The organism is Rhizobium sp. NFR07, assembly GCF_900111905.1.
GTDB lineage: Bacteria > Pseudomonadota > Alphaproteobacteria > Rhizobiales > Rhizobiaceae > Neorhizobium.
Window position 1 is genome coordinate 1 of sequence record NZ_FOKM01000003.1, and the last position, 13,030, is coordinate 13,030.

A 13,030-nucleotide genomic window follows, 5' to 3' on the forward strand; every position below is an offset into this window, starting at 1 on the left:
AGCCGCCGCTCCGAGCGGATACCCATGGAATAGCCGATGATCAGCATCCGCATCATCAGTTCTGGATCAATCGAGGGGCGACCTGTGGTGCTGTAAAAAGGCTTCAACTGCGCTCGAACGCTGTCCAGTTCGAGATGGCGGTCAATCCCGCGCAGCAGGTGTTCGGCGGGGACGTGGTCATCGATACAGAAATCGTAGAAGAGCTGCGCCGGAGCCGCCTGACATCCCATCATCGCTCAATCCTCCGCAAATCAATGCGGCGATTGAATCATGACAACGCAGCACCGACAACGCCGAGTTTTTCAACAGTATCGGCCCGAAGCTGTCATTCCGGCCGAACATAGGCAAGGCAGCAATGCGTCTTGATCGTTCACTTCGCCTCCCTGAATACAGACGCTGCCGATAGGCGGTGTCTGTCGGTGTGCATTAAGTCAAAGCCGAAGCCAGCAGGCGAATAGTGCTCGACATCAGCCGCCATTAATCATGGCGAAGACTTCATCGAACCGGCCGTCCGCTTCTGCGCGGCGTGCATACTGCGAATACTGGACCGTGATCTCGGGTCTGGTCGGCTCACTGCAGAGTTGCATGACAACGTCGTCGGCAAAATCACCCAGCGGCACGCCCTCTCGCTGCTCCTGACCGGGCGTCAAGCCCGTTTTGACCTGTGGGGGAATGACTTCGATGACATCGATCCTTCCTTTGAGGGCCTCACGCAGAGACACCGTGTAGCTGTGGATCGCGGCTTTTGATGCATTGTAGGTTGGCGAGACGACAAGAGGCACGAAGGCGAGGCCGGAGGTTACATTGACGATCGAAGCGCTTGGCTGCGTCAGAAGGTGATCGACCAAGGCATTCGTAAGTCGGATCGGGCCAAGCAAATTCGTCGTGACCGTCGCTTCGGCATCGGCTAGGTCGCGCCGATGTTCCAGCGCTTCGAAGCGCATGATGCCCGCGTTGTTGATGAGCACGTTCAATGTCGGGTGATCAATAGTCAAGCGATGTGCGAACGCTTCGATACTCGTCGCATCGTCGAGATCGACCTGGATCGCTGTTATGCGACTGCGACCTTCGGCGGCACGTGCCAGTGCATCGAGCCGGCGACCGGCGATGATGACGTGGTTGCCCAAGTCGTGCAGGCGGTGCGCGAGTGCCTGGCCGATGCCAGACCCGCCACCCGTGATGAGAATGGTATTGTTATTGGATTCCATGCGCAGATTTTGCCTCGTTGAAAATAATTGGGTGTCCGGGACCGCGAGACGAAAATCCATCCGCAGCCCGAAGCTGGAAATTACGACGCCCCATTCTTGAGAAAAACGACCCAAACGCCTATAGGCTTTCAATTCAGAGTTAATAATGGATGGCGCCGCTCGGCTTTGGGAATGGTAAAATGGAACGTGATTTGTTTGATGGCCTCGCGTATTTCCTCGCGGTTGGGCGTCGCGGCGGATTTACTGCCGCCGCAGAGGCCTTAAACACTAGTCCGGGCGCGGCAAGCAAAGCGATCCAGATGCTCGAGGCGCGCTATCAGGCCAAGCTGTTCCAGCGAACAACCCGGAGCGTGCAGCTCACCGAGGCCGGGAATGCCTTATTCCAACGCCTCGATCGAGCTGCGTTAGAGATCGAGGATGCGATCCGAGATTTTACCGCCTCCCAGTCCACCCCGAGCGGAACTTTGCGGCTGACGGTTCCTCACGCTGTCGTGGGTTTTGCGATCGAGCCGGTCATTGCGCGCTTTGTCGCGGACTATCCGAATGTCGCTATCGATCTCTCAGTCAATGATGCATTCGTCGATCTGATCGCCGAAGGGTATGACGCGGGCGTTCGGCTCGGCAAAGCAATTGACAAGGACATGATTGCGGTCCGATTACTGCCCCGAGCGCGATGGGTTGTTGTTGCGAGCCAAGAGTATCTAAGCAAGGCCGGAAGACCTGCGTGCATTGAGGACCTGCAACAGCACGACGCGATTCTGTTTCGCTTTCCAGGTTCCAAAACGATTTACACATGGGAATTCTACCAGAACGGCAAAACCGTTCGCGTACGGATGCCGCCGAAGATCGTGGTCGATAATCATTCGGCGGCTGTGCGCCTAGCAAAACGCGGCCTCGGTCTCGTTTTTGCTTTCGACCATGAAGTCGCGGAAGAGGTCGAGCGGGGAGAATTGGAAATCATGTTCGAAGGTCAAATTGCGACCGACGACAGCATTTTCCTCTATTTTCCGGCATCCATGCAGAGCCAGCCCAAACTCCGGGCGTTTATCGACACCGCAAAAAGGATGGCGCGGGAGGGAGCGGGACTGGGCCGATGACTTGACTGGCAACGAAGAACGAGCGGCGTCCGAACGTCTCCTCTTGGCGCAAATCTGCCGTGAGGCAGCCTGCCACCCGACAGGGCTCGTGGCCTTCCCCTCACCCCGTCATGTCCACCGGCCCGAGCCGGATCGTCGGGTCGAGGCTGATCTGGTCGCGGCCGCGCATCTTGGCGGCGTAGAGGGCAAGGTCGGCGCGGCGGTAGAGGTCGTCGGCCTTGTCGCCGCTCTCGCCGCAGGTAATGCCGGCGGAAAACGTGTAGCGGAAGCTCGCCTGGTCCGGCACCGGCCGCGACAGCCTGACGGCGTCCAGCATGCGGCCGAGCACGGCCTCGGCCTCCTCCGGCGCGGTATGGGGCAGGACGAGGATGAATTCCTCGCCGCCTACACGGCCGAGCACATCGGTCTTGCGGACATGCCGCTGCAGCGTGGCGGCAAAATCCTTCAGCACCGCGTCGCCCACCGAATGGCCGAAGCGGTCGTTGATATATTTGAAATTGTCGATGTCGAGCACGGCGATGCAGCCGAGCGCGCCCCATTGCGACGATCCGGCCTCCAGGAACTCGTGGAGCGTGGCCATGGCGAAGCGGCGGCTCGGAATGCCGGTCAACTCGTCGGTCTGCGAGGCTCTTATCGCGTCGTCGCGGTCCTGCCTGAGCGTGCGCTCGTCGGAGCGGATCGAGGTGATGTCGCTTGCCACGCACAGCATCCAGCCGTCCGCCTGCATGGTCTCGGTCATCCACAGCCAGCGGCCGTCATGGAGATCGGTCTCGAAGGCGCGAAAACCGGCCTTGCCGCGCCTTGCGATCGTCGACGCGAGCCAGGCCTCGAAATCCTTGGCCTTGACCACGGTACCGCGACTTTCGCGATGGTTGCGCCGCATCAGGTCGGGCCAGAGCGGCTGCTCGCCCTCATCGACGAACCATGCCGCGCGAAAGGCGCGGTTGGCATAACGGAGCCTGTCCTCCTGGTCGTATACACCGACCAGGACGCCCGCCATCTCCATCAGGCGGGCAGCCTGCAGCATCGCTTCACTATCGTCCAAGGGCTTCATGTCCTCAGGAAGGATTTCCTTGTGTGGGCATGTAAGCATGAGTTGTGAAGGATATGTTAGAGGAATTGTTTCAAGCCTAAGAGATGATGCGGGATCGATCAGGGACAGGATCGCAGTCGAGCGACCTCCGGCAGCCCCGCGATCATTGCAAGACCGAACCGTCGAAGGCTAGGTTACCCCGACAGAAATATCGTATGAGGACGTGCCGGCATCATGTGGGATGACAGCATCCGAGAATTCATCGCGAGCCGGATTGTCCCGGGCGACCTGCTTCTGCCGATGCACTACCCTGAGCCAGAGCAACTGGACGGCTTTCAGACCGGCTTCCGAACACACGGGCATAGCGGAGAAAGCCTGGTTTCCAGCGCGGACGGAGCGTGGCAACCCGGGTGGTACGTCATCGCGATGACCGGACTGGATGATCCGATCTTCATCGACGAGACCGAGCGCGGGAGCGGCTATCCGGTCTATACGGCACCGCATGGCGCCGGACGCTGGGACGCCATGGCCATAGCGCCAAGCCTTGCTGCGTTCACCCGCACGCTCGCGGCTTTGGCAAAAGCGGAGGATGATCCTCGCCGCTTCGAAAACATCATCGCCGCCGAGCCGGGTCTTGCCGACACATTCTGGCGCGAGGTTATCGAAGAGCGGCAGCGATCCGTAGCGGAGGAGGACCTATCGCCCTCGGGCGGCGACTACGATCCTGAGGATTATGCGGAAGGCGATCTGATCGTGACGGATATAGGGCCGCAGAAACTCAAGGCGGTCGGGATAATCAGCAAGGCCTGCGGGCTCTCCCTGAAGGAAACACTGGCCCTCGTCGCCGCACCGGAGGTCAAGGCCGGAAGTGGAATGAGAATACGCCTGCGCCGGTTGCAGGGCCAGCTCGAAGCGGTCGGTGCGACGGTCATATTCCGGCCTCGCGCCTCGTTGTCGGATCGGTAGGCAGAAGCGCAAGCCACCGGTTACCGCGGTAACGCTTCGGCGCGTCACAGACATCATCCAGAACGGGGATCCGTGATTTATCGGGACCGTGCCGGACACCCGGAAATTCTCCAGGTGGGCCGGTCGTCGGAATAAAGTCAGGAACATCCCCAGGTGAGACCCATGTCAGGAAACGAAAGCGTGACGGCATCGCCGCTCTCGGTACTCTCCGAGCGGGCAATTGCGGCGCCGGACGAGATCGTCCTCATCGCCGGCGACACGCGATGGACGGCAGGCAGCCTGCTGCACGGGACGCAGCGTCTGGCCGCAGCACTCGCATCCCGCGGTGTGCGGCCCGGCGACCGGGTGGCGATCCACATGTACAATATCGCCGAAACCGCCATCGCCTATCTTGCATGCCTTCGGCTCGGAGCGATCGCAGCTCCTCTCAACATACGCTTCAAGACGGAGGAACTGGCCCACTGGGTGGGGCGGCTGACGCCCGCGCTCTATCTGGGACAGGCGGAACTCTACGAGAGTTTTGCCGGCGTGCCGCAGGGCCTGCTGCCCGATGAGCGGCGCTTTTCGGTGGGCACAACACCCCATGCTGTGGGCACACTGCCTGATGCTGTAGGCACCTGGCGCGAGCTGATCGACAGCGCGCCGGCGGAGCAGATCTTCGGTCCCCACGACCCGGACACGCCCGCCGTCCTGCTTTCGACATCGGGCACGACAAGCGGCCGGGGCAAGCTTGTCGTCTGGACGCACAGGACGCTCGCTTCACTGGGAAATGCCGCTCCAGCCCGGGGCTATGTCAATGGCAGCGTTCGCGCATTGGCGACGCCGATGATGCACGCTTCCGGCGTGATCGCGCTGACATCGACCTGCCTGACGCCGGGCTGCATGCTCGTTCTCCTGCCGAAATTCGAGCCGGACCTGGTGCTCGACGCCATCGAACAGCATGGCTGCACCGGCCTGGGCGGCCTGCCGTTCATGTATTCGGCCCTGACACAGCGCCAGGCGGAAGAGCCTCGCGACGTCAGCTCGCTGCAGCTCTGCACCGTGGTGGGCGACACGTGCCCGGCGGAGATCGCCCAGTCGTTTCAGAGAGAGTTCGGCCTGCCCCCGCTCGGCCTTTGGGGATCGACGGAAGAACCCGGTGCGACCATACCCGCCTCGCGTGTCGGGCCGTTTTCACGGCTGGCCGCCGGCGTCGAGGCACGGGTGGTCAATGATGCCGGCGACAGCGTGCCGGACGGAGAGACGGGCGAACTCTGGCTGAGGTCGGCCTCCACCACACCCGGTTACTGGGAGGGGCCGGGAATGATCGCTCACCTGCCGGGCGGCGTCTTCAGGACCGGCGACATCGTGCGCATGACCGGCGGGGACGAATTCGAATATATCGCCCGCAAGAAGGACATCATCGTTCGCGGCGGATCCAACATCTCGCCGATCGAGGTCGAGGACGTGTTGCGCACCTGCCCCTTCGTCGTCGATGCCACTGTCGCCGGCATCCCCGACCCGGTGCTGGGGCAAAAGGTCGGCGCGTTGCTGGTGCTCGTCGGTGATGTCACAGACGAGGTGATCCCGGTGATCATCGGCACCGCCAGACAGACGCTCGCCGACTACAAGGTGCCAGAGGTGGTGCTGCTTGCAACCGAACTCCCCCGCGCTGCATCGACCAAGATCGACCGGAAGGCGGTTGCGGAGATTCTTGCGCAGTAGGCCGCGCGTCTTGCGGTCCAATCCGCATGAGCGCCGACAGCGGGAATGTCCCGCCGGAAGGCGAAAACGCGGAATCATGCCGCTGACGGACGGCGCAATGGTGCGGGCGGGTTTCGGCGCGATGACCGCCGGCAGCGTCCGGCCGTTTGCAGACAGGCTCGTTTGCCGCCCGGAGCCAACGCCGCGGACTAGACCTATTTGACCGCGGAGTTTCCACCGTCAGCAAACAGTGCTGAACCCCTAACGAAACTCGACATGGAACTGGCGAGGAAGAGGGCCGCGTTCGCGATCTCCTCGGGCTGGGCGATGCGTTTCACGGCATGCAGACCCGCCGCCCATGCCTTCTGGCTGTCATCGCCAGCCATGGGTGTATCCACACCGCCCGGCAGCAGGGCGTTCGCCCTGATGCCCCTGCTCGCATAGTCTGCCGTGATCCCCTTCACCAAACCCATCAGGCCTGCCTTTGCGGCGGCATAAACCGCCATGCCGGGAAGTCCTACGCTCGTGCCGACGAAGCTCGACGTGAAAATGATGGTGCCGGCCCCTCGCTGAACCATGGCGGGGATTTGATAGCGGCTTGCGAGGAAGGCAGAGGTGAACGTTGTTGCGATCGTCGCCTGCCACTCCGCCAGCTCGACATCGGCCAGAGGCTTGAGGGGACCGACAGACGCCGCATTGTTAAAGGCAATGTCCAGAGCCCCGAAATGGTGCAGAGCCTGCGCTACCAGTCTGGCATGGGTCTCCGCCAGCCCCACATCGCCTGCAACGGCAACAGCCTGTCCGCCATGGGCGCGAATGCTATCCACGACATCATCGAGCGCGGCGCTGTTTCTCCCGTTCAGCACGACCCGCGCACCCTCGGCGCTGAACAGCATCGCCGCGGCGCGGCCTATCCCTGACGATGCACCCGTGATTACGGCTACCTTGTTTTCGAGCAGACCCATTCCGATGACCTCCGTTGGCTGGAGGCTAAGCGATACAGAGACTGGCGCGCCTGATGCCACCCGTTTCCTGCCAAGCCGCAGCAACGTCCGTCATCCAGGCTATGGTCTGAGGCGGTTATCGACTGAGGGTGCACTACCGGCACGCGCCAGACTCGGACGATGCCGGATGCCGGATGCCGCGCCGCGATTGGTTGTCGCGGGGTCTTTGCCCACCCGAAACAGACCGCAAGCTTGCGCTGAGGAGCGGTATTTTGCCACGCTGGACGCACCGTTCGTGGACGCTAACATCGAGCGAAGTGGCCTCCGGAAAATCCGGGCCGGTTCAGACACGGGCATGCTCAAATGTGGGATTGGTTCCCTATCGTCTTCTTTCCGCTCAAGGTTCTTGTGCTGGGCACAGGGATGTTCTTCGCCATCAAGTGGCACCGCGATCAGGAGAAGAACAAGAAATAACGAAGCCGGCGCACCGTAAGCGCCCTCCGATAACAGAGCTCTTCAGGCTGTTCCCCTGGTTCACTCCCGCCCCTGGGCGACCTCGAACAGATGCGAGACGGCCGGATTTTTTGCCGCAACGGGCGCACAGAGGACGACGTCGAATTCGGGCGCGTCTTCCAGCGGCCGCGAGATTATGCCATCGCCGAGATCCGTGCAGAGCGATTGCGGAATGAGGCCGATGCCGAGGCCTTCGGCGACGAGGCGGATGATCGTGTGCTGCAGGCGCGGTTCGAAGACGAAATCCGGCACCGTGCCGCCGGTGGCGCAATAGATGCCGATCGCGGAGCGCAGCGTCGGGGCGACCGATGCGGGTGCCGCGATCAAGCGTTCTCCCTGCAGATCGCGAGGCCCGACCCGATCACGGCGCGCCAAGGGATGGCCCGCCGGTGCGATCAGCTGCAGCCTGTCGCGGGCAAGGAGTGCCGTGCGCAGATGCGGCGCATGGACGAGGCCGAAGGTGACGGCCGCATCGAGCCTGCCCTCGATCAGCTGCTCGTCGATATCGGTCGGGATGCGCTCCTCGAGGATCAACCGGATATCGGGGCGCGACTTCGCATAACGGCGCACCAGCGAGGGCACGACGCCATGGGCGGCATGCATCATGAAGGCGAGCCGCAGCTCCCCCTTCATGCCGCTTGCGACGAGGCGCACGTCGCGGCAGGCGGCCTCGAAACCAGCCAGCACGCGGCGGCAGTCCTCGAGGAAATGCTTGCCCGCCGGGGTGAGCGCGACATTGCGGGAATTGCGCTCGAAGAGTTTGACACCGAGCGACTTTTCGATCGCGGCAATCTGCCGGCTGAAGGGCGGCTGGCTCATGTTCATCCGCGCTGCCGCCCGGCCGAAATGCAGGGTCTCGGCCAGTGCGAGAAAATACTGCATGTGCCGCGTGTCCATTCAATACCCTCAAAGTACCAATCGATGTCTCATATGGCATTGGATTATATCGATCGACTGGCATAGGCAAATCCAGACCGTAATCTCCGAGCCAAAGACATGCTGACCAATCTTCTCATCGTGCTGCCGATCTTCGCGCTCATCCTCGCGGGCTGGATCGCCCGCGAGACGGGTGCACTCGGGCCGAACGCGACTCGCGAGGTCAACCGGCTGGTCGTCTATCTCGCGCTGCCGGCGCTGCTGTTCGATATCATGGCCAATGCGAAGGTGGAGGATATCTGGCAGCCGCGCTTCACGCTTGCCTTCGCACTCGGCTGCGCCGTCATATTCGCCGGCACGCTCGCCTGGCGGATGGCGAAAGGCCGGCATCTCGCCGATGCGGCGATCGACGGGCTGAATGCCAGCTATGCCAATACCGGCTTCATCGGCTTTCCGCTGGTGCTTGCCCTGATCGGCGAGAGCGGCATGGGCGCGACGCTGATCGCGGCGATCCTCACCGTCTGCGTGCTTTTTGCCATCGCCATCATCCTGATCGAGGGCGGGCTGCAATCGGAGACGCGCCGCCGCGACATCGTCTTCAAGACGGCCTTATCGCTGGCCAAGAACCCGCTGCTGGTCGCGCCGGCACTCGGCGCCGTGGTGCTCGTCTCCGGCTGGCATCTGCCGGCACCGGTGCATACGTTCCTGAAACTGCTCGGCGGTGCCGCCTCCCCTTGCGCGCTCATCGCGCTCGGCCTGTTTCTCGCCGGCACGCAGCCGGACAAGGCGGGGGAGCGCCTTTCGACGGCGGGCATCCTGGTCGGGCTGAAACTCGTCGCCCACCCGGCCGCAACCTGGGTCATTGCCGGGCCGATCCTCGGGCGTTCGCCGGTCGCCACCCACACGGCGGTGCTGCTGGCGGCGCTCCCCACCGGCACCGGCCCCTTCATGCTGGCGGAATTCTACAACAGGGAGGCCAGCCTCACCGGCCGCGTCGTGCTCACCTCGACTGTGCTGTCCATCGCGACGATCTCGATCTATCTGGCGCTGAGCGGCTGAGAAGGGTCGTTTTACAGTCACCGGCAGGCTTGACCTCCCTGCCCTCTCCGCCAATTTCATCCACACCATGCGGGGGGACGGACATGAAATTTGCCACATTGCTCAGCACCGGACTGACCGCCTGCCTGATGACCCAGCCGATGCTGACCGCAACAACCGGCTTGGCCTTTGCCCAGACTGCGCCCGAGGAAAAGAGCGGCGCGGATGCTGCCCTGGTGCAGCGGTTGACCGTGATGTCCGATATCTTCGTCATCGAGGATACGTTCCTGCCGCTGATCATGCGGCTTCGCTACGGCGACGACAAGACCGAGGTCCTTTCAAAGGTCGATGCATTCGAACCCGATACCCGCAGTCTGTTCTGGCTTACCTATCTTCATTACGAGATGCGGCCGGACGGGCTGCGCTACTTCTTTACCTCGGTGGCCGATCAGCGCGCCCAGACGGCCGAAGTGAAGAAAATGCTGCTCGAACAGGGTCATAGCGCGAAGGATGTCGATGCTACTCTCGCGAGCCTCGACGAGATGAGCCGCAAGACGGACCCGTCGCTCAATGCCGGAGCGGTGACCAAGGCCCTCTCCGATGCCGGGCTTTCCCGGCAGCTGGAGGCCTTCAAGGCGACACAGGCACTGGCGGCCAGGGATGCGGAAGCCGATTTCTCGGCGCTCGACAAGACCTTCGGCACCAAGCCGGAATTGCGGACCGCGATCGACGCCTACCTAACCCGCACGCCCTCGCTCGTCACCTGGCTTGCCGATGCACGCGGCAAGGTCGACGACGACAGCCGGCTCGGCTACCTGACCGGGCAGCTCGGCGCACTCGACGAGGACGCGATGAACCGGTTGCCGAAGGCATTCAAGGAAATCTATGTCGTCGACTATTTCAATGCCGAGATGCTGAACGGCAGCGTCCACCAGTTCTTCTTCAATTCGTCCGGCGACTATGCCCCGGAGGTGGTGTCCGCCCTTCGCGAGATCGGGCTGACCAAACATGCCGACGCCGTGCAGCGCGGCATCGACCTGTTCAAACCGCCCTATCCGACCGACACCGAGAAACGCCGCCAGCTCTATTTCAGCGGTGAGGGATGGGGAGAGTGGGACGACAAGCTTTCGGAACTGACCGGCGATGTCGATGACGGCGAGATCACGCCGGCGCTGATCGCGCTCGCCAAGCGGGAAAACATCCTGCCGCGGTAGAGGCTGCCTGCGGAGTGCCTGATCGACCGGCCATCCGACTCCATTTGAGCCAACAGAAAAGGACCTAGTCGTGCTTCTCCGGCAGCTCGCGCAGGTGTGGGAAGCGGCCGGCGGTGATATAGACCTCCTCCTCCGGCGTGGAAACCCGGCCGAGCACGGCGTTGCGGTGCGGATGGCGACCGAATGCGGTGATCACCTTGAGCACCTCGACCGGCTGTTCTGCCGCGAACGCATAGGCGTCGCGCAGGAAGTCCGGCGCCTCGGCGTGGATTTCCCGTGCCAGCGCGATCGCCCGGTCGAGCCTGTCCAGGTGACCTGGACCTTCGCAATGGCCGAGCGGAATGAGGCACATCGTCTTGTACCAGGGCGTTTCCAGGGCCGCGTAATGGCCGTTCGAAAAGCCCTCCATCGCCAGCGCGGCCGCTTTCCCGTCCTGGGCGAAGGCACGCGGCGTATCGCGCCAGAGCGAGCGCGGAAACTGGTCGAGAACGATGATCAGGGCGAGCCGACCATGGGGATCCTCGGCCCAATGGTCGAGTTCGCCGCGCGCGGCCTTCTCTGTCTCCCCGGCGAAACGGGCGATGATCGCCTCGTCCGCCCCGCCGCGCATCCGCCAGAACCAGTAGTCGCGATGCGCCTGCGCATCGAAATCCGGGTTCAGCCGCTCGGGAAACCAGAAATCCAGCACATCCTGCCATTCCGGCTTTTCGACAGAGTTCGTCATGGTCGGGTCCCACCTGCAGCCGATGGTCTGCCTGCGCGACCCGCGCGTCAACGCGGAAAAACCAGGGCGACGGCACAGGTTACAAATGAAAAACCAATCCGGGCCGGCCTGCCGTGACCGGGCACTGCAACGGCTGTCACGAAGACCGATTAGGCCCGTCGCAAGACAAACCTGCGCAGCGGAGGCCCCGGTCATGAGCGAGACTTTCAAGGCATTGAGCGAACGCATCGGCAAGGTCGGCGAACTCTATGCCAGGGCGCACAATATCGAACGCAGCCCGGACTGGTACCTGCTGAAGCTGACCGAGGAACTGGGCGAACTGACCGCGGAGCACCTGCTGATCGGCGGTCGCGCAACGCCCGATGGCGACGGGTCGGGCGGCACCCGCGAGGCACTGGAAAACGAGGCGGCCGATCTGTTCGGCCAGTTCGTGCTCTATCTGCGCGCCAACGAGATCGACATCGAGGCGGCAATCGAGCGCAAGTGGCTGCGGCACCTTGATCACTATACGGAGGCAGGCGACGCCTGATCGCGCCCGATTCAGATCGTCTCAGAGGTCACGTCGGCACTCATCGCATAGCTGCGGTTTGCAGCGCTCTGGAGCATGGCGATCCCGATCGGTGGCAGGATGAGCGTCCAGATGGCAAGCCGGGCGATCGAAATCAGGCGAGGCCGGCCTCTCTCCGCCGCACGCTCGTTGAGCACGTCGCCCAGCGTCAGGACCAGCACCGGCAAGCTAAAGGCACGAGGATGCCGATCGGCGCGGCGACGCGCGGCGTCAGCAGGCGCTGCGACGGGGCTTCGCCCGCAAGCTCCCCATGAATGCGATAGAGCCAGTAGGCGAGATAGATGCAGGCGCCGAGCGCCACGATAAGCAGCAGGAAAGACAGGGGATAAACCTCGGCCGGCACTTCGGGGACCGAGAACATCCCGGGGTTGGCGAGATAGATGCCGACGGAGATCAGGAACAACAGGATCAGTGGCGAAGCAAGGACGACGCCGACCACGAAAGGCGAACGCTGCCTGGGCGAGATTGGGTCGTGGCGCTGCGCCGGCACACCGTCGAAGCCGAGGTCGCCCCCCAGGAGCAGGAGCATCATGGCGGCGAAGGTCAGGACGAGAAAGGCGACGATGACGGCTGCGGCGCCGACATAGGCAAAGAGCCAGGATGCTCCGACCTGACCGAGATAGCCCGGCAGCGTTGTTGCCGCCAGAAGCACGAGTGCGCAGCCGAAGTCGGTCCTTCGCGCCCGACCGCCCGAAAGCAGGATCGCCAGCCCAAGCGGAAACACCGCATAGGCGGTGCCATAGCTCAGTTCGAACAGAAGCGGCAGGCCCGACGTCATCAGCGTCGGCACCGACAGGAAAAGGAGCGCCGTGGCGACGCAGGCGGCGAGCGGCCAGACAAGCGCCGAGCGCGGACGCCGGGCGGCCACCACGAAGACGACGCAGACGGTGAAGACCCAGCAGACGCTGACGACGAGATAGCCAAGATCGGCGACCTGATAACCGCCGCCTGCCGCATCGGCGATCATCGGCAGCAGGCCTGCCAGTCCCCGGCCACCGAGCGTCATGAGAAGCGAAGCGAAAAACAGGGCCCAGTACGGACGGGAACTCAGGAAATCGGCAAGCGTCCACCGAGGCTTGTCAGCGGCCAGGGAAGTATCGTCCATGAATAAAATGGCTTTCGGTCGAATGAATATTGCTGGGCGTGAATATGGAAGGCCGGGCAGA

General features: G+C 62.9%; 14 protein-coding genes. 6 read left to right on the forward strand and 8 right to left on the reverse strand.

Annotated features, from left to right (window positions below; genetic code table 11):
* Positions 1-233: transposase (locus BM216_RS06820; protein WP_143102739.1), on the reverse strand; the 233-nt coding region annotated here is incomplete at its 3' end.
* A gap of 234 nt (positions 234-467) precedes the next feature.
* On the reverse strand, positions 468-1,208 hold the full coding sequence (locus BM216_RS06825; protein WP_092997043.1) for an SDR family oxidoreductase: 741 nt from the start codon (positions 1,206-1,208) through the stop codon (positions 468-470).
* 179 nt (positions 1,209-1,387) lie between these two features.
* Between BM216_RS06825 and BM216_RS06830 the strand changes: the two genes are divergently transcribed.
* Complete coding sequence (locus BM216_RS06830; RefSeq protein ID WP_177230725.1) at positions 1,388-2,305, forward strand: LysR family transcriptional regulator; 918 nt, start codon at positions 1,388-1,390, stop codon at positions 2,303-2,305.
* 100 nt (positions 2,306-2,405) lie between these two features.
* Here BM216_RS06830 and BM216_RS06835 read toward each other — a convergent pair whose 3' ends face one another.
* On the reverse strand, positions 2,406-3,332 hold the full coding sequence (locus tag BM216_RS06835; protein ID WP_092998410.1) for a GGDEF domain-containing protein: 927 nt from the start codon (positions 3,330-3,332) through the stop codon (positions 2,406-2,408).
* 240 nt (positions 3,333-3,572) lie between these two features.
* Between BM216_RS06835 and BM216_RS06840 the strand changes: the two genes are divergently transcribed.
* Complete coding sequence (locus BM216_RS06840) at positions 3,573-4,304, forward strand: hypothetical protein (protein WP_092997049.1); 732 nt, start codon at positions 3,573-3,575, stop codon at positions 4,302-4,304.
* Positions 4,305-4,466: 162 nt separating this feature from the next.
* Positions 4,467-6,008: a class I adenylate-forming enzyme family protein gene (locus BM216_RS06845; RefSeq protein ID WP_092997052.1), complete on the forward strand. Its 1,542-nt coding sequence runs from the start codon at positions 4,467-4,469 to the stop codon at positions 6,006-6,008.
* A gap of 194 nt (positions 6,009-6,202) precedes the next feature.
* On the opposite strand, the gene BM216_RS06850 is transcribed toward BM216_RS06845, so the two are convergent.
* Together BM216_RS06850 and BM216_RS06860 are read right to left on the reverse strand one after the other, a co-directional pair.
* On the reverse strand, positions 6,203-6,952 hold the full coding sequence (locus BM216_RS06850) for an SDR family oxidoreductase (protein WP_092997055.1): 750 nt from the start codon (positions 6,950-6,952) through the stop codon (positions 6,203-6,205).
* A 513-nt stretch (positions 6,953-7,465) separates the two neighbouring features.
* Positions 7,466-8,326: a LysR family transcriptional regulator gene (locus BM216_RS06860; protein ID WP_244530109.1), complete on the reverse strand. Its 861-nt coding sequence runs from the start codon at positions 8,324-8,326 to the stop codon at positions 7,466-7,468.
* A gap of 114 nt (positions 8,327-8,440) precedes the next feature.
* Here BM216_RS06860 and BM216_RS06865 point away from each other — a divergent pair, with 114 nt between their 5' ends.
* Positions 8,441-9,379 carry an AEC family transporter gene (locus tag BM216_RS06865; RefSeq protein ID WP_092997065.1) on the forward strand — a complete coding sequence of 313 codons (939 nt, stop codon included), beginning with the start codon at positions 8,441-8,443 and terminating at the stop codon, positions 9,377-9,379.
* 83 nt (positions 9,380-9,462) lie between these two features.
* Positions 9,463-10,572 (forward strand): DMP19 family protein, encoded by a 1,110-nt coding sequence (locus BM216_RS06870; RefSeq protein WP_092997068.1) that lies wholly within the window; start codon positions 9,463-9,465, stop codon positions 10,570-10,572.
* A gap of 64 nt (positions 10,573-10,636) precedes the next feature.
* On the opposite strand, the gene BM216_RS06875 is transcribed toward BM216_RS06870, so the two are convergent.
* On the reverse strand, positions 10,637-11,296 hold the full coding sequence (locus BM216_RS06875) for a DUF924 family protein (RefSeq protein WP_092997071.1): 660 nt from the start codon (positions 11,294-11,296) through the stop codon (positions 10,637-10,639).
* A 193-nt stretch (positions 11,297-11,489) separates the two neighbouring features.
* Here BM216_RS06875 and BM216_RS06880 point away from each other — a divergent pair, with 193 nt between their 5' ends.
* Positions 11,490-11,825, forward strand: a complete 336-nt coding sequence (locus tag BM216_RS06880) for a nucleoside triphosphate pyrophosphohydrolase family protein (RefSeq protein WP_244530110.1) — start codon at positions 11,490-11,492, stop codon at positions 11,823-11,825.
* Positions 11,826-11,836: 11 nt separating this feature from the next.
* On the opposite strand, the gene BM216_RS06885 is transcribed toward BM216_RS06880, so the two are convergent.
* Both BM216_RS06885 and BM216_RS06890 read right to left on the reverse strand, forming a co-directional pair.
* Positions 11,837-12,031 (reverse strand): hypothetical protein, encoded by a 195-nt coding sequence (locus BM216_RS06885; RefSeq protein WP_092997074.1) that lies wholly within the window; start codon positions 12,029-12,031, stop codon positions 11,837-11,839.
* A complete protein-coding gene (locus BM216_RS06890) occupies positions 12,013-12,969 on the reverse strand; it encodes a hypothetical protein (protein WP_092997077.1) in 957 nt (318 codons plus the stop codon). The genes BM216_RS06885 and BM216_RS06890 overlap by 19 nt, the downstream gene beginning before the upstream one ends.
* Positions 12,970-13,030: the final 61 nt, after the last annotated feature.